The sequence below is a fragment of the Methanoculleus marisnigri JR1 genome (assembly GCF_000015825.1).
Taxonomy (GTDB): Archaea; Halobacteriota; Methanomicrobia; order Methanomicrobiales; family Methanoculleaceae; genus Methanoculleus; species Methanoculleus marisnigri.
In genome coordinates, this window is the sequence record NC_009051.1 from 416,113 (window position 1) to 436,802 (window position 20,690).

A 20,690-nucleotide genomic window follows, 5' to 3' on the forward strand; every position below is an offset into this window, starting at 1 on the left:
GGCGCGCGTACCGGGGAGCGAAATACGTTGTACGGAGGTTTCCGTGATCTGTAGCGGCGCCCCCCGGGTGAAGGAAGGTCGGCTGGAGGGGGGGCTGCGCTCCCTTCCGGCGGCGGGAGATGAGCCGAATGTTTATGTTCTCCCGGGCCAACATGTACTGGTACCGGTGCGATAGTAGTCTAATGGTAGGACAGGGGCTTCCCAAGCCTCTAGTCCGGGTTCGATCCCCGGCTATCGCATGGCGTTTTCTCTCGTTTTTTGCGTGTTATTCCGGGGTCCGACACTCCTCTCTTCCGCCGCCTTCCACGGCGATCTCGAACCGGCAGTGATCGAACCCCATTGAGTAGCACCGGGTCTCGACCGCCTCCGCCGGCCGCCCGTAGTGGCGGGAGAAGAGCGCCCGGAGGATGCCTGAGTCGAACGCGCACGCGGGCTTCCCGGTGACCGGGAGATCGACGCACTCGAAGCAGTCGTAGATGAGGAGGACGAGCGGTTCCGTCTCCGCGACCTCGATCCGACCGAGGCGGTGCTCCTCCCAGAACCGGGCGATGTTCGCGCAGAATGCTCCGGTCTCCGGGGCGGCCACCGCCGGGTAGAGTTCTTCGCCCAGCCATTCCCCGGCCCGGGTGAGGAGCGGGTCGAGGAGGACTCCCTCCTGCATGAGCGAGACCCGGATCGTCCGGAACGCGAGCCGGTAGAATGCGAAGGGGTCACCTGACCCGGGTCGATACATCCCTGCATAGGCGGCGAGGTCATCGGCCACCCGCGTCTCAGGTAAGACGCTTGCGACGAGATCGCCGGTGAGGAAGAAGATCTTTCTCCGGGAGTCCTCCGGGTCGGGCCGCGACCCGATCACGCCCGCCGCCGCGAGGTCCTGGAGGTGCACCGAGACCGTCGACTTCGCCCGGCCCGCGAGAGAGACGATCTCCTCGAACGTACACTCGCGCTCCCGGAGGGCCGCGAGGATCGTGCGCCGCACCGGATTCTCGACCGCCCGCGCACCCGCAGGAGTCGAGTAGAGGTCTATCTCCAGGTTCGCCTTCGGCCTCCCGGGTCTCCCCCGGCTGTTCGTCCCCTGCTCCATAGAGTAAAATCGAAAGGGTGATATATCAATTGTTCGGATATGCTGGAATGTTCGTAATGTATCGAACAAAATGTGATGACAATGATGCCTACGAAACTTGCCCCCGGCGTCCACTGGGTCGGGGCGATCGACTGGAACCTGAGGGAGTACCACGGCTACACCCTCCCGGGAACGACATACAACGCCTATCTCGTCCAGGGTGAGAAGACAGCGCTGATCGACGGCGCTTACGCCGGATTCGAGGGTGAAGTCCTCGGCCGTATCGGATCCGTCTGCGACCCGGGCGCGATCGATTACATCGTCGTGAACCACATCGAGATGGACCATTCCGGCACGCTGCCCGCGTTCGTGCGGCGGATGCCCGCCGTCCCGATCTACTGTACGGAGCGGGCTCGCGCCGGGCTTGCCCGCCACTACGACACGACGGGCTGGAACATCCGGGTCGTCAAGTCCGGCGACACCCTCGACCTCGGGGGGAAGACGCTCGTCTTCCTCGAGGCGCCGATGCTCCACTGGCCCGACTCGATGTTCACCTACCTCGCCGAGGACGCCATCCTCTTCCCGAACGACGCCTTCGGGCAGCACGTCGCGAGTGCCGCCCGGTTCGACGACGAACTCGGGCGCGACGCGGCAATGACCCACGCGCAGAAGTTCTTCGCGAACCTGATCATACCGCTGGCGCCGAAGGTCTTGAAGAAACTCAACGAGGTTGGGGGCCTCGGCATCGATATCAGGATGATCGCGCCGAGTCACGGTGTCATCTGGCGGTCGCACGCCGGCGATATCCTCGAGGCCTACACCGACTGGAGCCGGGGCGTCGCGAAAGACAAGGTCACGATCGTCTACGACACCATGCACGGCTCGACCACGATGCTGGCGAAGGCGATCGCCGAGGGCGTCATGGCCGAAGGCGCCGACGTCCGGGTCTGCCTGCTCCGGGACGGGCGCTACGAGGGAACGCACCGGAGCGACATCGTCACGGAGGTGCTCGACTCGAAGGCGGTTCTCGTCGGGTCGCCGACGCTCCAGGACGAGGTCCTCCCCACGGTGGCCGGGTTCCTCAGTTACCTCCGCGGGTTACGGCCGGGCCGCCTTACCGCAAAGAAGATCGGGTGCGCGTTCGGGTCCCACGGCGGTATGGGGGGCGCGGTTGCTCAGGCGGAGGCGGCCCTGAAGGCGGCCGGGATCGAGGTGATCGACGGCGGGTTCCACGTGAACTACCGCCCGGACGGTGACGAGATTGCCCGGGCTTACGAACTCGGGCGGAGGGTGGCGCGGGAGATCCGCGCCCGGTAGTGCCAGGGTTCGCGCGCCATCCCCCAGCAACATTATGCCGGACAGATCGTCCCGCTACCTCCTTTTTTCAGCTCGCCGGTGCGGCAGACCCGCGTCTCATCCAGGCGAATGCTGCGAGCGCCCCGATCTGCATCACGACCAGGAACCCGACGACGAGCGGGACGGCGACTGTGTAGGCCCACCCGATGACGGCGCTCCCGGCAAACCAGGCAGCCCCGTAGACGGTGTTGAATATCCCGTATGCCGTCCCGCGCTTGCTGATATGGGTGTAGTCGGCGACGGCGGCCCTGAGGATCGTCTCCTGCGCACCCATCGCCGCGCCCCAGAGCACCACGGCGGCGAGCGCGAGGGCGTAACTCGTCCCGAAGGCGAGGAAGGGGATGCCGATGGCAAGGAGCGGCACGGAGAGGAGGGTGACAAGCCCGAACCGGTCGTATGCCCGCCCGATTGTGAGGGCTGCGATGGCATCGACGCCCATGGCGACGGCGTAGAAGAGCGGGATCTCTGCTTCTGAGACCGTGCCGGTGACGGCGAAGTGGTAGGCGATGATCGGGAACGCCGCAAATCCGGCCATGGTGAGCGCGGTGAAGACGCCGTAGGGGAGCAGGGGCCCCGGGAGGCTGGTCCCACGGGAATCGGAGCCGCCAGCCTCAAGCGAAACCGGTTCAGGCGCCCGACGCCGGGCGAAGAGGAGGGCGAGGATCATCAGCACGAACGGGACGGCGAGAAGGGCAAACCCGCTCCGGTAGTCTCCCTGCGCAAGGAAGATGGCGGTAAAGATCAGGGGCCCAATGACCGCCCCGACCTGATCGAGGGCCTCATGCACGGCAAATCCCCAACCCCGGCCGACCGTCGTCGTGGCATTCGCAAGGATGGCGTCCCGTGCCGGCACCCTGATACCCTTCCCCGCCCGTTCGAGGATGAGAAGAAGCGCGGCGGCCTCCCAGGACCCGGCAAGCGCGAGGAGCGGGACCGCGGCGAGCATCCCGTAGCCAATGAACGTGATCGCCCAGTAGTGCCGCGTGGTATCGGCCAGGTACCCGGAGGCCAGGCGCAGGGCGTAGCCAAGGAACTCACCGAGCCCCGCGACCACCCCGACGGCGAGAGCGCTGGCACCGAGGATGTAGAGGTAGGGGCCGGAGACGCTCCGTGCCCCTTCGTAGATGATATCCCCAAAGAGGCTTACGATGCCGAAGAGGACGATCACGGTGTAGGCTGCACGGTGTTTGCCGTCCATTGATGGTAATCTGTCGTTTATCGCCCATAAACCCTCTCTGACGGCCTGAGGTGTCCTCCTCTCGCCCCCGACTGTTACCGGCCCGGAGGAGGAGCTGCCGGATCCAATACCCCGGGGGAACCATAATCACGGCCTCCCGCCACCTACCCTCTCTTGTGGTGCACCACTGGATAAGGAGCCGCCGGGGAGGGGGACCGGCATGAAGAACTTGCGCTGGATCGCGCTCTCGCTCCTCCTCAGCGGCGCGGCCCTCATCGGGCTGCTCGCGGCGACCTTCACCCCGGCAACACGGGCCTACCTCGGGGAGGTCGGCGTCGCCGCCCTCCTCCTCGCCTTCGCGCTCCGGGCCGGATCGATCCTCTGCCGGGTGGTTCGGATCGGGGTCATCTGCCGCGGCCTCGGCTATACCGTGCCGTTATCGAGCCTCGCGATCACCCAGAGCCTCTCGCTCTTCGCCGGCTCGATCACCCCCGGCCAGGTGGGCGGCGAACCCGTCCGGATTCACCGGCTCTCGCGTTCCGGGCTCGCCGTCGGGGACGCCGTCACCGTCGTCGTCGCGGAGCGGGTGCTCGACCTCGCGGTTTTTGCCTCCCTCACCGTTGCGGCCCTTCTCGCCGTCCAGCATCTCTGGGACTACCTCGCCGCGACCGTCCTCTATCCGGTGGCGGCCTTCCTCGTCCTCGTCCTCTCCCTCCTGCTCGCGCTCGTCCTCCTGGTCCGCCGCCCGTCTCTCGCGAACCGGGTTATCGGCGGCGCTGCCGTCCGGGTGCTCGACCGGTGCGGCCGGAGCCGGCGCTGGCTCCGGTTCTGTCCGGGCTCGGATGGTGCGGAGGGGCTCGCGGAGCGGATTGCCCGCGAGACCGAGATCTTTGCCGCGAGTTCTTCCCGGTTTGTGAGGGCCGATCCCCGGGCGCTCGGCGGCGCGATCCTGATCAGCATCCTCGACTGGGTCTTGCTCTTTTCCACGGCGTCGGCGCTGCTCGTTGCTCTCGATCTCCCGCCGTCCTTTCCCGAGTCGTTCCTCTTCCAGGGCATCCTCCAGATGATCGCGGCCGTCCCGCTCATCCCCGGCGCGGCGGGGATCGCGGAGATCGGCGCCGCCACGCTGTATAGCCGGATCGTGCCCACCTACCTCCTCGGCCTCTTCGTCGTTCTCTGGCGGCTGATCCTCTACTTCCTCAACATCCCGCTCGGCCTCCTCGCGGCGGCTCTTGCGGCGAGGGAGAGGAGCGGCGGTGAGGGGGCGGATCGCCTGGGCACCGAAAACCTATAACCCCTATGAGACCCAAATCTATCTTTTAACGCGGATATGACGAGAAATACCCTGTTCGTGAATCGATCGGAGGACGTTTCGATCTCCTGCCGGAGAGGGTCATGACCACCGATACTGAAATGTACGCCCTCTCGATCATCACCGAGAACCGGGCCGGCGTGCTGCGCGACGTGGCCACGGTGATGGCGGATTACCTGGCGAACATCCAGATGATCCAGCAGTCGATCATCGCCTCCGGCCCGAACACCGGGAAGGCTTACCTCTACTTCGAGTTCGAGGAGTGCGGGAATCATGGCGAACTCATCGCCGACCTGGCACGGGTGCCGTCCGTCGTCGACGTCACCATCTACCCGCCGTTCTCCCGGATATTCGGGTCACGGGTGATCATCATCGGCGGCGGTGCGCAGGTGGCGCAGGTGGCGCTCGGCGCCGTGAACGAGGCGGACCGCCACAACATCCGCGGCGAGCGGATATCGGTGGACACGATCCCTCTCGTCGGCGAGCAGGATCTGGCGCTCGCCGTGGACGCGGTGGCGCGGCTCCCCCGGGCGTCGATCCTGGTGCTCGCCGGGTCGCTGATGGGAGGTGAGGTCTCGCGGGCGGTGGAACGTGTCCGGGCGGCGGGCATCCCGGTGATCGCCCTCAAGATGGCCGGCAGCGTTCCTTCGCACGCCGACCTGGTGGTGACCGATCCGATCCAGGCGGGGGTCTTTGCCGTGATGCACGTCAGCGGCAAGGCGGTCTTCGATATCAATCGCGTGCGGGGGCGTGAGTTCTGATGGACCCGATCGATATGGCCGTCCGGGTGCTCTCGCGTGACGGGCTCGTCGTCTACCCTACCGAGACGGTCTACGGCCTCGGTGCGGACGCACTCTCCGAGGATGCCGTGATGCGGGTGTACGAGGCCAAAAACCGGCCGCTGGGTAAACCGATATCGATCGCGGTCTCGGATATGGAGATGCTTGCCGCCGTCGCGGTGGTGGACGATGCTGCGCGGGCGTTCATCGAGCGGTTCCTGCCCGGCCCGGTGACGGTGCTCCTCCCGGCGAAGTCCTGCCTTCCGGCGGTGCTGACGGGCGGGACAGGTCTCATCGGGGTCAGGTGGCCCGACCACGAGATCGCCGCCGCGATCATCGCCCGGCTCGATGCGCCGATCACGTCCACCAGCGCGAACATCTCGGACGATATCCCGCCGACCCGTCCCGACGAGGTCTCCGTTCCCCACGATTACCTGGTCGACGGGGGGGAACTCCCCGGGACGCCGAGCACGGTGGTGGATCTCCCCGCCCGGCGCGTCCTGCGCAAGGGCGCGGGATGGGAAGCGGTGGAGGCGTTCCTGGAGAGCTTGAAATGAGTTCGATACGGCTCCGTGACTTCATCGAGGATCGCGAGGGCTGCCTCTATGCGGTCTCGAACTACGACAACGCCGAACGGATCGGGTGCATCCTCCGCTACGTCCCCGATCCGGACGGGGAGCGGACGAACCTCGCCGGTCGGCGATACCATAAATACGATTTTGCCGAGTCTTTCGACTGGATCAGGGCGCACAAGCCGGAGTACCTGGACAGCGTCCACCGGGTGCCCTACTGCGATGTGGCCCGGGTCTACAAGCCCGAGGAGGAGATCGCCGGCGTGGCGGCCCGGAACAGGCGGGTGGCAAGGCTCCTCGCTCACCTGGATCTCCCGGCGGGCTCGTTCGGGTGCACGGGTTCGCTCCTCTGCGGCCTCGAGAACGGCGCTTCCGACATCGACCTGGTGGTCTACGGCGACGCCTGGTTCGTCGCGCAGCGCCGGCTTCGCGACCTCGTGGAGAGGGGGGCGATCCCGGGGATGAGCACCGCGATGTGGCGGAAGGTCTACGACAAGCGGGTGCCCGAGATATCCTTCGACGCCTTCGTCCTGCATGAGCAGCGGAAGTGGAACCGGGGGGAGTTCGAGGGAACCTACTTCGATCTCCTCTACACCCGGGACTACGGGAATCTGGACGCGATCCCGGCCGGCGCGGGGAGGGTTCTCGGCCGGGCGACGATCGAGGCGACGGTCACCGGCGCGTCGCTCTCCTTCGACAGCCCGGCGGTCTACGCGGTGGATCACGATGAGATCTCCCGGATCCTCTCTTTTACCCACACCTACTCGGGCCAGGCGCTCGCGGGGGAGGTCATCGAGGCGAAGGGCGTCGTGGAGGAGCACGGCGACGAGCGGTGGCTGATCGTCGGGACGACCCGCGAGGCGAAGGGCGAGTACATCGTCTCGAAGACGCTGCTCGAGAGCGTTTAGAAGAGGTCGGAGAGCCGGCGGGGGCCGGCGGTGCACCGTTCGAGGTGCGGGCAGCCCTCGCAGGGCGCCCGGAGGGGCCGGGGCGGGAGTTCGCCCGCGACGACCCGTTTTGCCGCCCGGATCGCTTTGATCATCTCCCGCCGGTCGCGGGGCTGCGGCTCGACGTAGCGGCAGACGCCGCTTGCGACGTACTCGACGTAGCCGCCGGCGACGGGGCGGCCGAGGGTCTCCTTGAGGCAGGCAACGTAGCAGGCGATCCGGAGCCGGTCGGTGTTGTAGACCCCGGCCTTCGGCGCGGCGCTCGACCGGGTGACGGCGAACGTGCCGTCCTCGAAGATTTTATCGACTCTTCCGCGGATGCCGAGGGTGTCGGACTCGACGGCGAGGTCGACCTGGACGGGCCGCTCCCATTTGGTCTCGCTGCAGGCGGCGACGCATTCATCGAAGAGTTCCCGGACGTCTTCCGCTGCTTCGGGGAGGACGCAGAGGATCTCCTGCCAGATCTGCTCCGCCTCGAGGAGTTCGCCGAGGTGCGTCGAGACCTGTTTGCAGACGGTGTAGCGCGGAGACTCCGGGTGCTCTTCCGAGCGCTCGAAGTAGTAGCGCCGGGGACAGATGTGGCAGGCGACGACGCCGGATACCGGGATGTAGTCTGTCATGGATAGCGGGTTCCCGTTTGATGGGAGGTATGTCCTCCCGCTATTTAGCGCCTTACGCTCCGCACCGACGGCGAGCCGGCCAAGACCAACTCTTATGCCGGAGCGGGTCACAGAAGATGGGTATGGCAAACCGCGAGATATCGGTCAACATCCCCGGCAATCTCGACCCGGTCTACTCGAACCGCATCCAGATCGCCTACAAGGAGGACGAGTTCACGTTCCTCTTCCTGCACGAGATCCCCGGCATGAACCAGGCGCGGGGGAAGGCAATCGTCTCGATCAGCCCCCGGCACGCGAAGAACCTGGTGGAGGTGCTGGCGAAGAGCGTCGCCGACTACGAGCAGAAGTTCGGCAAGATAACCGCCCCGGAGGCCGCCGCGCAGCAGGAGAGCAACGTCACCATCCGGGGGTACTCCTGAACGGGACCGGACCGACGGGCTCCCGGCAGGTGATACCTTTTTAATTCCGGACGTGTAATATTCTAGGGCAGTTGCCGCTGTGGCTTAGCGGTATAGCGGCTGATTCGTAATCAGCAGGTCGGGGGTTCGATTCCCCCCAGCGGCTTTGTTTTTATTGAAGGTTTAAATCCCCTGGACAACGGTTATTCTTATTCTGTGACCTTTCAATCTCAAGGACAACTCGCGAGTCCGTCCAAGCCGCTTGGGGTTTCATTGTGTCAAGCTTGCCTATGCAGAGCGCTCGATTCAAACCCCCTTTCGGGCAGAATACGATGCATGCTTATGTAATTCACAGTTGGAAAAGAATTGACTTCACTTGAATGGTTCTAAAAGCATTATGTGTCCTTCTTTTCGCACGCAATATCCCTTCTCAACCAGCGCGTCTACAGATATTTCAACATCTTCCGGATCCATGGCCATTACTTCTACTGCTTCAATTACTGGAATCCAATAGTCCGCTCCGAAGATATCGTAAAGTTTGTAATAGACTTTGCGTGCATCCCCTGTTATCAGGAACAAATCTGAGATTTTCGCGGGATTGGAAGTAATCTTTTCAGCCTTCCTAAACATTGAAAACCAAAGATCTGTAGCGTACTTTACATCTGGGGGTTCAATGTCCGGGCTTGCTCGTAATCGAGCATACGAAGAGGCTAGTTTCGGTAAGGCATCTCCAACGTTTTGGTGATATGGCCTCTGACCTGATGAGTAATATTCCTCACGCAGTTCATAGATTGCATCGTGCATCATAGCCTCAACTTTACCAGTATATTGGGGTTTTAGAAGCAAAGAATCGAGTATATAAGCAGTAATAACTCCAGATTCTTGGTCTAACAAGGAATAGTAGTCTTTTGAGTGTTTTCGTTCCTTCACGCCTTCAAAATAAATGGGTATGTCCGATACGAGTTTCTCTGGTTGTAAAATCGCTAAATTGACCTCCCCTTCCGTTTTACTCAAATTTCGTTCTAATTTTGAAATATAATAGTAATAGTCCGATGATGTCTTTCTGAAATCATCTGGAATCACTTTCAAAGGCTTTCGGAATAGATCCCATTGATAGTTTTTACCGAAGATGGCTGATTTAATGCCTCCAGTGTCATCTTCAATCGGAGGAGAAGAGAATGCAAAGAGGGATGAACAGCCCGCAATTTCCTCTACAACCTCATCTTCTCCGGTCAATGGATATGCGAAGTACTCGACAATCTCTTCAAAATCAAGGATCTTCCTTCTTTGCGCCAGAGGGGTCGGGTCAAATAACTTCCACGAGTCGACTTCCTTTACGTTGATACTTTTCCTGACAGTTCGAGGTAAGATCACGGTCTTCTCATCTATGACATTGGCTTCAATGAATTGATTTTCAGGAGGTGGATGCCCAGATACGTGGTATATTTCATTTTTGGACGTCTTTAAGAAGGGCGATGGATTGAGGAAAAAATACTCTCCGTCTTTAGTATCGTATTTTACGAAACCCACGTTTGCGTACTTGTCATTGAAAATGAGTTCTCTCTCAACAACCGATAGTTCAGAGCCGATGTACCGGTCGGTTAGCGGCATTAGAAGGTGGATATATCTTGTCTTCTTATAAAGGGGTTCGGATCTGTTTCAATGCATTCATGTAGTCGGCAGATAGGTATGGTTGCAATTTTGTTCCAGTATTATCACTATCTCCTGAAGTTTCCTACACTGATCGTTTGATATAATCTGTTATGTACGGGATGACCCAAGTTCTCTCTTTATATCTGGCTCTTCCAGAAAGAGCGGCATTGCCTTGATCACCGCATCAAGACCCCCCTTTATGTACAGTAATCCGAAGACTGCCTCGACCAGCGTCGATCTATCGTGGTTTTCCTTGTCAATATTCGATCGAGGTTTGTGATCGAAGCCGATGGTGTTCTCGTAAAGCATCCATTTTCTTTCAAGCTGGGCCTGATATTTCTTGTCTTTGAAAGGTTGGCCCTTCTGGTCCAGCATAGCCTTTGAGGGGGTGGTGTCGGATGCCCATAGATGGTGCACTGCAGCCAGAAGTAGGGCGGCATTTCCAAGATAAGCAAGGGATTCAACTTTTCCGGGCAACTTGGAAAATTCATATATTGATTTTCTCAGCTCTGGATGCCGTGTTTCTGGAAATTCTTTTAGCATATCAGAAAACATGTCTTTCGCGGTTCCATCGACCATTACCCGGAGGATCAGATTGGAATCCTCGAAGTCGAACTGTAGATCTCTGCGCACCTGAGGAATGATGTGTTGCTGTATGTGGGCAGCTTTTGTTTGAAGTTCTGTAATACCCAAAACCCAGCCATCCAGTTTTTTCCGCACATTGCGTTCTTCGGGCAGAGCCCTTGCCCTCTCTTCAACTGCTGTTTTTATTTCATCGAGGGTTTCCTCGATGGCTATTGGATGTAAGAAGAACTCATCCTCCATAATTTACACTGGGGATAGTAGAAGATAATGTTTGCATTGCTTTCTCTCCATTGGTAGGTTTCCTGATTTGCGATTGCGAAGAAGGAGGCCTTGTGCCCGCAGAACCCCTCATAATTGGCACCCTGCCCGCCGTGGCGAAAAGAGATGATTGTGCTGCAACTGCCTCAATCAAAAAAGCCAGTTCCAGATTCTCATCCTGTAATGCTTACTTATGCTGATATTGGGATCGCCGTCGAGCATCTTGCTCACCCTCACCTTCATCTTATAGCCCTTTTTGATTTTTAAGAACGTTTTGCTGAATAACGTGTTGGGGGACATCACCTGGTTGAGGTAGCCGTACTGCTCCTTTATCGATTCCAGTTTCATGGCGGCCGTAATCTCGTCGCAATCTCTTGCTCCCGTATCCGTGAACGTATGGCAATCCCGTATGAAGTCCGTAAGGATCTTCACTCCCTGCTCGTTCCTATTCAACGTCTCGGTCAGGTTCAGGATCCTGTCGGAGAATGAGATGACAAATATCAGGAAACCCAGAAATGCAATCACGTTCCTCGTGTCCTGCTGAGCGTGAAAGGGAAGCGACAATGATTGCAGGATTGTGGGGTCTGCAATACTCAAAAACGCAATCGATGCCGAGAAGAAGAGAATGGAGAGCGATAGGCCGCTGGAGATCCATTTGTATTTCCTGCACTGGTATGAGCAGATCTCCCTGATCAGCCCGGCCTTGTCCGCTAACCTGTTAATCTCGTAAACACAGTCCTCTACAGTTTTCACACCCATTGGAGTTCCTCACAAGTAACAATTCACGAAATACGTTCCAGTTCGTTTTTGAGTTCACTCTGTCCTGGATCGACGTAAAGGGGCGTAACGGCAAAGCCTGCCGACAAAAGATGGTGCAAACAAGCAGTGGAAGCAATACCTCCGCTGTAGAGAAGCAGGCACCGTGTTGACATTGTTGAACCATTTAAAGAAATTAATTGATTGGATATATTCGTTTCGAAACTTCTTTCGTTCCAGATCGTCCCGAAAGTGATTATCTGTTGCATCAGGTCAGAAAGAGTTCATCCTCAACCAACAGGCAATCCAAAAAACGAATAACCCCACCATCGCCCCTCTCTTCCGAAACCATGGCAAGCGACAACTGGCATCCCGGGAATCACCATCTCCCTCCCCGGCATCGTGTTCGTCCTGCACTTCCCGGCAGCACCCTACTACCTGGCTCCCCGCCGACGGGGCCCGGCACCGGCCCCCGGCCTGCTCCCCTGCGTCGTCGGGGGCTTCTCGCCGGGTTTGCGGCCGCGAAGCAGGAGTGATACCTGTTAGAGAAGGGGGGGCAGTGCCCCCGGTCACCCCGGCATCCGCAGAGCAAGGATGACGGCCGCGATTCCGCCGATGATGGCAAGCACCGCAATGAGCAGCACGAAGGCCAGCGCCGCGATGAGCGGGTGCGCGATCAGGATCAGCCCGAAGATGATGCTTAAGATGCCGAGGACCGCCGTCCCCCAGCCCTCGCCGGAGAACCCCTGCACCAGGTAGATTGCCCCGATGACGAGACCCTCCACCCCGATGATGATGGCGTAGATCGTCGGGACGAGGACGGCACTGTAGAGTGGATAGATGAGCACGATCACTCCCGCGAGGATGCCGAGGATGCCGACCAGCATCTTCCAGCCCCATCCGGTTTTATGGCGGGAGAGGCTGAGGAGCACGACGACGCCGTTCGCCAGCCAGTAGATGCCGAGGATGGTGGCGAGGAGCGTCAGTGTCGGGATGGGGTAGACGAAGAAGAGGACGCCGAAGAGGATCGCGATGATCCCGAGGAACAGCACGAACCAGCGTGCCGAGCCAGCAGCGCCGCCCGTATCCAGGGAGCCGGCGCCGGATTCAATATCGTTGGCCATAAGAGCACCATGCGTCGGGTGCGCCGGCGGTATATAAACGTATACGCTTCATGCCGGGAGACCCCGGCCTGCGTCTTACCCCCCGCGGCCTCCCGGAGCGTGAACAGAAACGCCGCTCCCTCCTCTGGACGGCCCGATACCTGCATGAAGTTCAAACCGAGAGCAGGTAGAATGAAGCACGGGAGCCGAAAATGGAACTTCGAATCCTGAACGCCATCGTCCTCGCGGGGATTGACGGGCAGCGCACTGCATGAAGATGCACGTGAGCGGTTCAAAGGGGCGTGTCCATTGCTTTATCCCAACGTTACCGGTATACGTTTGCCCATTGATACGACAATCGCACCACCCGCACCATACAGACACTCTTCACAGCATATTTCTCTCATGAACACAGAGTTGCTATCTGAATATCCTGCATCCCGGAGAGATACCCATGGGAGATCCGATCAGACTGGGAATCATCATCTGCGACCGCTACCGGACCTGTGCCGGGGGCAAGTGCCTGCGGGCACTGCGCGACCGCGAAGGCGCTTTTGAGCGCTACAAAGGAAAAGACGTTGAGCTTGTCGGGTTTGCAACCTGCAACGGCTGTCCCGGCGGGAACATCGAGTACGTCCCGCAGGAGATGAAGAACAACGGTGCCGAGGTCGTGCACCTCGCCACCGGCATGGTTGTCGGGTATCCCCCCTGTCCGCGGATCTCGTACTTTTCCCGGTTCATCAGGGAAAAATACGACATGGACGTGGTCGTGGGGACCCACCCTATCCCGGAGAAGTACTTCACCACGCACACGAATCTCGGCTCCTGGGACTCGGCACTCTGGAAAGACCTGATCGCCCCCACCCTCACCGATGAAAAAACCCGGTTATCCTACGATTAAACCCCGGCTCGGTGGTGCATCGGTAGAGGCCACGGTAGTCTTTTCCCGTGCCCGCACGGGCTCATTCAGGTACGTTCCGTATGACATGGTTGGTTCGCGGGCCGGAGCCGGGATTGTTACCGGACGGAAAGACCTGGTGCGCAGAGAAGAGGGGTATTCGGTCTCTCTGAACTATCCTCTCATTTCTTCACCGCGTAGACGAGGTGCACCGTCCCCTGCTCCAGCGGTACGGCCTTCCGGAGTTCGAGCGCCGTCCGCCCCCCGGCCCGGCCGAAGAGTTTCTTCTCCCCCTCGCCGACGACGACCGGATGGACGATCAGGCTGATCGTATCCGCGATCCCCTCCCGGATCAGGACGTCGTTCAAGTCCGGGCCGGTATCGGAGACCACCCGCGAGATCCCGAACCGCTCCCCGAGTTCCCGTATGGCGCCCTTGAGGTCAACCCGGTCCTTGCCGCGCCGGATGAACGGGTACTCCCGCTCGCGGAGGTAGTCGAGGTAGTCTTCCGGCGTCGCCTCCGAGACGAGGACAATGACGTCTTTCGTGTGCTCCATGTTCCGGTAGAAGTGGAGCAGATCTTTTAGTATGCCCTTGCTGTCGACGATGACGCAGACGGGGCGCGGATCGTCCGGCCGGACTTCGGGCCGGTGCCGGTCCGCCTCCGTTTCAGTCTCGTTGACGTCCGTGAAGAGTTCGATCCCGGACCTTGCGGTGGCCGAACCCGCGAGCACCGCCCCCGGTTCGAGGGCCAGGAGCGCGCCGTAGTGCAGCCCGAGATCGATCTCGAAGCCCCGTACCGCGTGGTCGAGGCTCACGGTGTTGTGGATGATGACTTCAGGATACATGCGGGGAGATACGTCTGCTCGGGATATAGCCCACACGAATCCTTCCCGTCGGCCCTGGCCTGCCCGGTTCTCCGTCGGCCCTGGCCTGACCGGGTTCCGTCGGCCATGCCCTGACCGGTTCTCCGGCGGCCCTGCCCTGACCGGAAGAGAAAACCCTATCCCTCTCCCGGCCGAGAACTCCTTGCCGGAGGGCGCCCGATGGAGATCCCGCAGAGTATCTTTGACCGCATGGAACGGAGCATGGCCGATCGCGAATCGCTCCTCTCGCGCCGGGCGACCCGGAACGCCGATTACCTCAGGCGGTCCGGCTGCAAACCCGAGGACCCGGTCATCCGGCCGCCGTTCTTCCGGGACGCCGACCGGATCGTCCACTCGAAGGCCTACTCGCGCTACATCGACAAGACCCAGGCCTTCTACCTGGTCGAGAACGACCACATCACCCACCGCGTCCTTCACGTCCAGCTCGTCTCGAAGATTGCACGGACGATCGGAAGAGCTCTTTGCCTGAACGAGGACCTGATCGAGGCGATCGCCCTCGGCCACGACATCGGCCACGTGCCCTACGGCCACCTCGGCGAGAAGTTCCTCGACGAGCTCTGCACCGAGCACGGGCTCGGGGGGTTCCGGCACAACGTCCAGAGCGTCCGGTTCCTCGACGTCGTCGAGGACTGCGACCTCACGCTGCAGGTGCTGGACGGGATCCTCTGCCACAACGGCGAAGTCCACGCCCAGAGCCTCACGGTCGAGGGCGAGGCCCGCTGGGACTCGTTTGCGGAGAAACTGGCGCGGATCGAGGCCGGTGCCGACGCCCTCCCGCTCACCACCGAGGGATGCGTCGTCCGGTGCGCCGACAGCGTCTCCTACCTCGGTCGCGACCTTGCGGACGCCCTCGAGGTCGAAGTCATCGATGAACGGGATCTCGATGACTTCCCGGAGAACTGCATGAACTTCTTCGGTATCGCCGGGCGAAAGAAGGAAGATTTCTCGGAAGTTAACCGAAGAGTGCTCGACGTCCTGATCCGCGACATCATCGCCGGGAGTTACGATGCCGACTGCATCGCCTTCTCCGCCGAAGCGTCGGCGTGCGTCGCGGCCTTCAAAGAGTTCAACATGCAGCACATCTACGATAACCCAAGGCTCCTCGCGAACCAGAAGAAGATCCGGTTCATGTTCCGGTACCTCTTCGACCGCACCCTCGAGGATATCGCAGAAGAGCGCGAGGCTTCACCGGTCTATGAGGATCTCATCAACGCACCGTGGGCATCTCCGCGGTACATCGCCACCGCAGCGCCGGAGGAACTCGCGAGGGATTTCATCGCCGGGATGACCGATCGCTACTTCGAATGGGCCTTCCAGCGGAGCATCCTCCCCGAAAGAGTCCGGTCGAGGTACCGGGGGTGGTGAACCCCCGTGGCCGGCGGTTGAAGTGGGGTTTCATCTGCCCATTATCGCTGTATTTGCCCGAAAATTCTGTTTAGAACCCGTGGATATAACCCGATGGTTCCTACGTATTTTTATATCGCGCTGAGCAACGCATACCATGAATAAGCGAATCCTTATTCTCGGTCTGGCTGCGGCGCTCGTCCTGACAGCCGGTTGCATGGGGCTTGGCGGCCCGAGCCCCAGGGTCGTGGAGGACTCCATGGTCACGGATATCAGCCTATCCAAAGGGCTCGGATATAACGTGAACGCGGTGATACAGAACGACGGGGGCGACGGCGACGTCACCGTGACGATGAAACTGATCGACGAGGAGAAGGGTTTTGTCCGTGACGAGGTCTCGACGGTGGTCTCCATCACCTCAGGGGAGACAAAGAAGGTCAGCCTCACGCTGGACGGGGACCTCGGCAGGACGTACCGGTACAGTGTTGAGGTGAGTTAGACGGAGGGCGTTTCTGGATCGGGCTTCCAGCCCTGATTGCGGGGGTTCAGGCCCCCTCTCCGACCCGATACGATGAGGCCGAAACATAACAGAGTCATTTTTTTACCCCTCCCCCAAATGGGATGTATGGAACCGTCCCCGGGGATCTACGAGCAGGTCATCAGCGAATACCTTGCATCGAAACTCTCCGGTCCGGAAAAAGAAGGGAGAGTCTTTAAAGACCCTCTTGCGCGTTTCGATCCCCAGACAGTCCTCTCGCGATATCTCGCGAAGATCCTCAGAACGGCCCTCCAGTCTGCCGATGAGGCAGGAGCCTCGCTTGAAGAGCAGATTCTGATCTGCAACCGCCTCATCGAACACCTCGGTACCGAACTACGGGATAAGACTCTTGAACAGTGTAAGATCACGCCCGAAGCAGAGGTCTTGCTCGCCCTTGTGGAGCGCAATCCCCTCTCTGCGCTTAATATTACTGCACCCACCCGCCCCGAGACTTCTATCGCGCAGAGTAGCCTCTTCACCGGGTCTCCCGGAGAGCCCGGGCTCGTGGATGAACTCAGGAAGGAGATCCGGACCGCCGATCGTGTCGACCTCCTCGTATCGTTCATCAAGTGGAGCGGGCTCCGCCTGATTCTCGACGATTTAAAAGAATTTGTCAGGCATGGCAATCTTCGGGTGATCACGACCTCGTACACCGGGGCAACCGATATCAAGGCGGTCGAGGCCCTTGCAGCCCTTCGGAACACCACTGTCCGGATATCCTACGATACCGACAGAACCCGGCTTCACGCGAAGACCTACACATTCCACAGGAACAACGGCTTCTCCACATCCTATATCGGGTCATCTAACCTCTCGAACCCCGCGATAACGAGCGGCCTTGAGTGGAATGTGAAGGTCACCGAGCAGGACTCATATGATATCATCCAGAGGATCGAGAAGACGTTTGAGACCTACTGGAAAGACCCGGAGTTCATCGAATACACGCCGGAGAGCCGGGAGCGGTTGCAGCGTGCCCTCTCAAAGGAGAGGCGGAGCGAGATTGATCTCCGCCCGATCTTCGATATCAGGCCCTACTATTACCAGAAAGAGATCCTCGAGCGGCTGAAGGCGGAGCGGGAACTGCACAACAACTACAAGAATCTCATAGTCGCCGCCACCGGGACGGGGAAGACAGTTATATCTGCGTTTGATTACAAAAGCCTCTTTCAGAGGCCGGGGGAATATCCCCGTCTGCTCTTCGTTGCTCACCGTGAGGAGATCCTGAAACAGAGCATCCAGGTCTTCCGGGGGGTTCTCAAAGACCAGAACTTCGGGGATCTCCTCGTCGGAGGGAGCGAACCTGCGCAGATCGAGCATCTCTTCACCTCAATCCAGAGTCTGAACAGCAGAAACCTCCCGGAGATCACGCCTCCGGACTATTACGACATGGTCATCGTCGACGAGTTCCATCACGCCGCTGCGCCCTCGTACCAGAGGCTGCTCTCTTACTACACCCCGGGAGTCCTCCTCGGACTCACCGCAACACCGGAACGCACGGACAATCTTGACATCCTCGAGTATTTCAACGAAAAGATCTCTGCTGAGATCCGGCTTCCTGAGGCAATCAACCGAAAACTGCTCGCCCCATTTCATTACTTCGGTGTCACCGATGTCGTCGACCTCGATACCGTGCCCTGGAAGCGAGGAACCTATGATCCCGCTGAGATCTCCAGGCTCTACACCGGGAACCAGCAGCGGGCAGACCTGATCATCAGGGCTGTGCAGGACTACACGACCGATCTCCACGAGATCATCGGGCTCGGGTTCTGCGTCTCTGTTGAGCACGCTGAATACATGGCTGCAGCGTTCCGGGCGGCGGGTGTCCCTGCGGCCTGTCTTCACGCCGGAAGTTCACGGGAAGAACGTTCCACCATCCAGAAGCGGCTGGTCGATCGGAAGATCCACTTCATCTTCGTCGTCGACCTCTACAACGAAGGCGTTGATATCCCCGAGGTGAACACCATCCTCTTCCTCCGTCCCACCGAGAGCCTCACAGTTTTTATCCAACAATTTGGACGAGGGCTCCGCCTCTCGGACGGGAAAGAGTGCCTGACGGTCCTTGACTTTGTTGGCAATCACAACAAAAACTTCCCGTTCGGTGAGAGGATTGCAGCGCTTCTCTCTCCTGGCGGGAAAACCCTGGTAGAACAGGTCTCTCGTGACTCTTATTCGCTTCCGAAGGGCTGTTATATCCACTTCGAGGAGAAGGCCCGGGAGAGGGTTCTTGCAAACATCAGGGCAAACATAACGAATCGGGCCACGCTCATCCGCAAGATCCGTTCGTTTGAAGATGAGACCGGCGAACCTCTCACTTTCAAGAAATTCCTCCAGCGTTACAGCCTGCAGCCTCTTGATATTTACCGGAGGGGCACGTTCTGTTCGTTGGCTGCAGAGGCGAGCGTATACCCTGAAGTTTACGAGGATGAACGCCTCTTCCCCAGGGCGGCTGCACTCAGGCTGGCGACACTGAATTCCCCGGAAGCAATCCGCTTCATCAGGGCCGTGCTCTCCGACCCTCGCCATCACTCGCCGGCGGCCCTCTCGGACCGCGAGAAGAACATGCTGGCGCTCTTCTACTACTCGCTCAACGATGGATTTCTTCGTGACGAGAATATGGGTATTGAAGAGATCTTCTCCGATCTCTTCGCATATGATGAGATCCGGCGTGAGATCTGCGACCTCCTTGAGTATAACGGGGCACATATCGAGTTCCTCCCAAAACCTGTCGATCTTGGTTTCGAGAACGCCCTCGAACTCCACTCTACGTACACCCGGGCCCAGGCTTTTGCAGCACTCGGCCACTATACCCTGACCCGGAAACCGGCGGGGGGCAGCCGGGAGGGGGTTGTGTACCTGGAGGATAAGAAGGCCGACGTGTTCCTGGTCACCCTGAATAAGACCGAGGAGCACTACTCGCCCACAACGATGTACAAGGACTACGCGGTCAACGAGGACCTCTTCCACTGGCAGTCCCAGAGCACCACTTCGGCATCTTCACCAACCGGCCGGCGCTATATCGAGCATGAACGGCGGGGGAGCAGGGTCCTTCTCTTCGTCCGCGAGTACAACAGGGTCGACGGCGTCACGCAACCGTATCTCTTCCTCGGCACCGCCCGGTACGTCTCCCACGAGGGGAGCCGGCCGATGAGCATTACCTGGGAACTCGATGACCCGATGCCGCCGGGCTTCTTCCTGAAAGCGAATAAGATGGTGGTTGGATAACGGCCCGCCGAAACCTACATCGCGGCCGGCGTCGGATCATGAATGAATGAACCCCTGCTTGCCCGGAGGAGACGTGGTAGCATCCCGATGAACCACCGGTGCCCGGCCGTCCTGGTCCACGGCTGGCGGAGCCACCCCGGCATCTGGAACCGCCTTGCTCCCGCGCTCTCGGACGCCGCGGTGCCCTTCTGGAACTTCGATCACACCGCGATGCAGGGCGCCGGGACGGAGACGATCGCCCTCGCTCTCCGGGACTACATCCACGCAAAAAGGAAGGAGACCGGGTACGGCGGCCCGGTCGACATCGTCTGCCACTCGATGGGGACGTGCATCGCCCGCTACCTCCTCGAAGTCCTCGACGGCGATGCACAGGAGGAGGACGTCCGGCAGCTCGTCGGGATCGGCCCCCCGAACAACGGTTCGGCCATGGCCGAACTCTTCAACGACCCCGAACACGGCCCGGAGGTGATCCGGCGGCTTATCGGCGTATTCGTGCCGGAAGACTACGACCCCCGGGAGGACACCATCGTCCAGGAGTTCCGCCCCCGGAGCAGGACCGTGGCGGCGCTCCGCCGTGCCGGAACCCGCGACGACATCGCCTACCGGATCGCCCTCGGTGTGAACCTCACCGCGAACCCGGCGTTCTTCCCGGCCTTCGGGGGCAGAACCTGGGAGTTCGGCCCGGACGGCGGGTGGCGGACGACGTATGCCGGCGACGGGATCGTTCCCCACTCCGACTCGCACCTCCCGGGTGCACAGGTGGACGTCCTCCCTGCGGATCCCGCGAACCTTACCCGGCACCCGGAGTTCTACTGCCACACCATGCTGCCGAGAAACCCCGAGGTCGTCGCCCGCGTCAGGGATTACCTTGCTGTCTCTTCAGGGCCCGGCGTGCGGAATCCGCCCAGGCGCTGATCGCCCGTTCGAGATCCTCGCCGGTCTTCCGTGCCGCCTGCTGGATATGCTCGTGCCCCTCGGGCGTTCCGAAGAGGTGCTGGCCTGCGTTCACCACGTCGTTGACCGCCTTCCGGACCGACTCCGATGCCCCCTGCACACGCTCCTCGACGGTAGGGGCGTCCGGTGCCGGCTCAGCCTCCGGTGCCGGTTCCTCCTCCGGTGCGGGGGCGGGATCGACGACCCACCGCCCCTGTTCAAAGCGACCTTCAGTCTCGCTCATATGCGTGGGTGTAGATCTCTTTGGGATAAAAACCTGGCTTTTTTA

Annotated in this window: 20 protein-coding genes and 2 tRNA genes; 13 read left to right on the plus strand and 9 right to left on the minus strand. The window is 60.3% G+C overall.

All coding sequences use genetic code 11. The features are described from left to right. Nucleotides 1-168 precede the first annotated feature (168 nt). Nucleotides 169-239, plus strand: a tRNA-Gly gene (locus MEMAR_RS02070). 26 nt (nt 240-265) lie between these two features. Here the strand turns inward: MEMAR_RS02070 and MEMAR_RS02075 are convergent. Further along, nucleotides 266-1,084, minus strand: coding sequence for a V4R domain-containing protein (locus MEMAR_RS02075; RefSeq protein ID WP_011843274.1), 819 nt, complete (start codon nt 1,082-1,084; stop codon nt 266-268). 81 nt (nt 1,085-1,165) lie between these two features. Here MEMAR_RS02075 and MEMAR_RS02080 point away from each other — a divergent pair, with 81 nt between their 5' ends. Further along, nucleotides 1,166-2,380 (plus strand): FprA family A-type flavoprotein, encoded by a 1,215-nt coding sequence (locus MEMAR_RS02080; RefSeq protein WP_011843275.1) that lies wholly within the window; start codon nt 1,166-1,168, stop codon nt 2,378-2,380. Between the two features lie 67 nt (nt 2,381-2,447). Here MEMAR_RS02080 and MEMAR_RS02085 read toward each other — a convergent pair whose 3' ends face one another. Continuing rightward, nucleotides 2,448-3,617 (minus strand): MFS transporter, encoded by a 1,170-nt coding sequence (locus MEMAR_RS02085; protein WP_011843276.1) that lies wholly within the window; start codon nt 3,615-3,617, stop codon nt 2,448-2,450. Nucleotides 3,618-3,816: 199 nt separating this feature from the next. Here MEMAR_RS02085 and MEMAR_RS02090 point away from each other — a divergent pair, with 199 nt between their 5' ends. The 4 genes from MEMAR_RS02090 (at nt 3,817) to MEMAR_RS02105 (ending at nt 7,167) form a co-directional block, all read left to right on the plus strand. Then, nucleotides 3,817-4,890 carry a lysylphosphatidylglycerol synthase transmembrane domain-containing protein gene (locus tag MEMAR_RS02090; RefSeq protein ID WP_011843277.1) on the plus strand — a complete coding sequence of 358 codons (1,074 nt, stop codon included), beginning with the start codon at nt 3,817-3,819 and terminating at the stop codon, nt 4,888-4,890. Nucleotides 4,891-4,991: 101 nt separating this feature from the next. Then, a complete protein-coding gene (locus tag MEMAR_RS02095) occupies nt 4,992-5,669 on the plus strand; it encodes a DUF5612 domain-containing protein (RefSeq protein WP_048063717.1) in 678 nt (225 codons plus the stop codon). After that, nucleotides 5,669-6,244: an L-threonylcarbamoyladenylate synthase gene (locus tag MEMAR_RS02100; RefSeq protein ID WP_011843279.1), complete on the plus strand. Its 576-nt coding sequence runs from the start codon at nt 5,669-5,671 to the stop codon at nt 6,242-6,244. The genes MEMAR_RS02095 and MEMAR_RS02100 overlap by 1 nt, the downstream gene beginning before the upstream one ends. Beyond that, on the plus strand, nt 6,241-7,167 hold the full coding sequence (locus tag MEMAR_RS02105; protein WP_011843280.1) for a DNA polymerase subunit beta: 927 nt from the start codon (nt 6,241-6,243) through the stop codon (nt 7,165-7,167). Before MEMAR_RS02100 ends, MEMAR_RS02105 begins: the two co-directional genes overlap by 4 nt. Here the strand turns inward: MEMAR_RS02105 and MEMAR_RS02110 are convergent. Further along, complete coding sequence (locus MEMAR_RS02110) at nt 7,164-7,826, minus strand: CRISPR-associated protein Cas4 (protein WP_011843281.1); 663 nt, start codon at nt 7,824-7,826, stop codon at nt 7,164-7,166. The genes MEMAR_RS02105 and MEMAR_RS02110 overlap by 4 nt on opposite strands. A gap of 122 nt (nt 7,827-7,948) precedes the next feature. On the opposite strand from MEMAR_RS02110, the gene MEMAR_RS02115 reads away from it, so the two are divergent. Both MEMAR_RS02115 and MEMAR_RS02120 read left to right on the plus strand, forming a co-directional pair. Next, on the plus strand, nt 7,949-8,245 hold the full coding sequence (locus MEMAR_RS02115) for a DUF3467 domain-containing protein (protein WP_048063718.1): 297 nt from the start codon (nt 7,949-7,951) through the stop codon (nt 8,243-8,245). A gap of 73 nt (nt 8,246-8,318) precedes the next feature. Further along, nucleotides 8,319-8,390 (plus strand) — tRNA-Thr (locus MEMAR_RS02120). Nucleotides 8,391-8,596: 206 nt separating this feature from the next. Here MEMAR_RS02120 and MEMAR_RS02125 read toward each other — a convergent pair. The 4 genes from MEMAR_RS02125 to MEMAR_RS02140 form a co-directional block, all read right to left on the minus strand. Beyond that, nucleotides 8,597-9,835 (minus strand): hypothetical protein, encoded by a 1,239-nt coding sequence (locus MEMAR_RS02125; protein WP_011843283.1) that lies wholly within the window; start codon nt 9,833-9,835, stop codon nt 8,597-8,599. Between the two features lie 150 nt (nt 9,836-9,985). After that, nucleotides 9,986-10,702: a hypothetical protein gene (locus tag MEMAR_RS02130; protein ID WP_011843284.1), complete on the minus strand. Its 717-nt coding sequence runs from the start codon at nt 10,700-10,702 to the stop codon at nt 9,986-9,988. 168 nt (nt 10,703-10,870) lie between these two features. Further along, on the minus strand, nt 10,871-11,479 hold the full coding sequence (locus MEMAR_RS02135; protein WP_011843285.1) for a hypothetical protein: 609 nt from the start codon (nt 11,477-11,479) through the stop codon (nt 10,871-10,873). A 566-nt stretch (nt 11,480-12,045) separates the two neighbouring features. Then, nucleotides 12,046-12,600: an HdeD family acid-resistance protein gene (locus MEMAR_RS02140; protein ID WP_011843287.1), complete on the minus strand. Its 555-nt coding sequence runs from the start codon at nt 12,598-12,600 to the stop codon at nt 12,046-12,048. Between the two features lie 433 nt (nt 12,601-13,033). On the opposite strand from MEMAR_RS02140, the gene MEMAR_RS02145 reads away from it, so the two are divergent. After that, nucleotides 13,034-13,480, plus strand: coding sequence for a CGGC domain-containing protein (locus MEMAR_RS02145; RefSeq protein ID WP_011843288.1), 447 nt, complete (start codon nt 13,034-13,036; stop codon nt 13,478-13,480). 179 nt (nt 13,481-13,659) lie between these two features. Here the strand turns inward: MEMAR_RS02145 and MEMAR_RS02150 are convergent, their stop codons facing one another. Continuing rightward, nucleotides 13,660-14,325 (minus strand): dihydrofolate reductase family protein, encoded by a 666-nt coding sequence (locus MEMAR_RS02150; RefSeq protein ID WP_011843289.1) that lies wholly within the window; start codon nt 14,323-14,325, stop codon nt 13,660-13,662. Nucleotides 14,326-14,523: 198 nt separating this feature from the next. On the opposite strand from MEMAR_RS02150, the gene MEMAR_RS02155 reads away from it, so the two are divergent. The 4 genes from MEMAR_RS02155 (at nt 14,524) to MEMAR_RS02170 (ending at nt 20,383) form a co-directional block, all read left to right on the plus strand. Beyond that, entirely contained in the window at nt 14,524-15,729 is a 1,206-nt protein-coding gene (locus tag MEMAR_RS02155; protein ID WP_011843290.1) for a deoxyguanosinetriphosphate triphosphohydrolase family protein, read from the plus strand. Nucleotides 15,730-15,865: 136 nt separating this feature from the next. Then, entirely contained in the window at nt 15,866-16,207 is a 342-nt protein-coding gene (locus tag MEMAR_RS02160) for a hypothetical protein (protein ID WP_011843291.1), read from the plus strand. Between the two features lie 126 nt (nt 16,208-16,333). Then, on the plus strand, nt 16,334-19,468 hold the full coding sequence (locus tag MEMAR_RS02165; protein ID WP_048063719.1) for a DEAD/DEAH box helicase: 3,135 nt from the start codon (nt 16,334-16,336) through the stop codon (nt 19,466-19,468). Nucleotides 19,469-19,555: 87 nt separating this feature from the next. After that, the gene (locus MEMAR_RS02170; protein ID WP_011843293.1) at nt 19,556-20,383 is read left to right on the plus strand and encodes a lipase family alpha/beta hydrolase; all 828 of its coding nucleotides are present in this window, start codon (nt 19,556-19,558) and stop codon (nt 20,381-20,383) included. On the opposite strand, the gene MEMAR_RS02175 is transcribed toward MEMAR_RS02170, so the two are convergent. After that, entirely contained in the window at nt 20,325-20,645 is a 321-nt protein-coding gene (locus tag MEMAR_RS02175) for a hypothetical protein (protein ID WP_048063720.1), read from the minus strand. The genes MEMAR_RS02170 and MEMAR_RS02175 overlap by 59 nt on opposite strands. Between the last annotated feature and the right edge of the window lie 45 nt (nt 20,646-20,690).

Coding starts and splice junctions, on each gene's coding strand:
- MEMAR_RS02095 (WP_048063717.1), top strand. CDS start 4,992: ATGACCACCGATACTGAAATGTACGCCCTCTCGATCATCACCGAGAAC.
- MEMAR_RS02075 (WP_011843274.1), bottom strand. CDS start 1,084: ATGGAGCAGGGGACGAACAGCCGGGGGAGACCCGGGAGGCCGAAGGCG.
- MEMAR_RS02115 (WP_048063718.1), top strand. CDS start 7,949: ATGGCAAACCGCGAGATATCGGTCAACATCCCCGGCAATCTCGACCCG.
- MEMAR_RS02140 (WP_011843287.1), bottom strand. CDS start 12,600: ATGGCCAACGATATTGAATCCGGCGCCGGCTCCCTGGATACGGGCGGC.
- MEMAR_RS02090 (WP_011843277.1), top strand. CDS start 3,817: ATGAAGAACTTGCGCTGGATCGCGCTCTCGCTCCTCCTCAGCGGCGCG.
- MEMAR_RS02160 (WP_011843291.1), top strand. CDS start 15,866: ATGAATAAGCGAATCCTTATTCTCGGTCTGGCTGCGGCGCTCGTCCTG.
- MEMAR_RS02165 (WP_048063719.1), top strand. CDS start 16,334: ATGGAACCGTCCCCGGGGATCTACGAGCAGGTCATCAGCGAATACCTT.
- MEMAR_RS02110 (WP_011843281.1), bottom strand. CDS start 7,826: ATGACAGACTACATCCCGGTATCCGGCGTCGTCGCCTGCCACATCTGT.
- MEMAR_RS02100 (WP_011843279.1), top strand. CDS start 5,669: ATGGACCCGATCGATATGGCCGTCCGGGTGCTCTCGCGTGACGGGCTC.
- MEMAR_RS02145 (WP_011843288.1), top strand. CDS start 13,034: ATGGGAGATCCGATCAGACTGGGAATCATCATCTGCGACCGCTACCGG.
- MEMAR_RS02105 (WP_011843280.1), top strand. CDS start 6,241: ATGAGTTCGATACGGCTCCGTGACTTCATCGAGGATCGCGAGGGCTGC.
- MEMAR_RS02155 (WP_011843290.1), top strand. CDS start 14,524: ATGGAGATCCCGCAGAGTATCTTTGACCGCATGGAACGGAGCATGGCC.
- MEMAR_RS02135 (WP_011843285.1), bottom strand. CDS start 11,479: ATGGGTGTGAAAACTGTAGAGGACTGTGTTTACGAGATTAACAGGTTA.
- MEMAR_RS02125 (WP_011843283.1), bottom strand. CDS start 9,835: ATGCCGCTAACCGACCGGTACATCGGCTCTGAACTATCGGTTGTTGAG.
- MEMAR_RS02175 (WP_048063720.1), bottom strand. CDS start 20,645: ATGAGCGAGACTGAAGGTCGCTTTGAACAGGGGCGGTGGGTCGTCGAT.
- MEMAR_RS02150 (WP_011843289.1), bottom strand. CDS start 14,325: ATGTATCCTGAAGTCATCATCCACAACACCGTGAGCCTCGACCACGCG.
- MEMAR_RS02085 (WP_011843276.1), bottom strand. CDS start 3,617: ATGGACGGCAAACACCGTGCAGCCTACACCGTGATCGTCCTCTTCGGC.
- MEMAR_RS02170 (WP_011843293.1), top strand. CDS start 19,556: ATGAACCACCGGTGCCCGGCCGTCCTGGTCCACGGCTGGCGGAGCCAC.
- MEMAR_RS02130 (WP_011843284.1), bottom strand. CDS start 10,702: ATGGAGGATGAGTTCTTCTTACATCCAATAGCCATCGAGGAAACCCTC.
- MEMAR_RS02080 (WP_011843275.1), top strand. CDS start 1,166: ATGATGCCTACGAAACTTGCCCCCGGCGTCCACTGGGTCGGGGCGATC.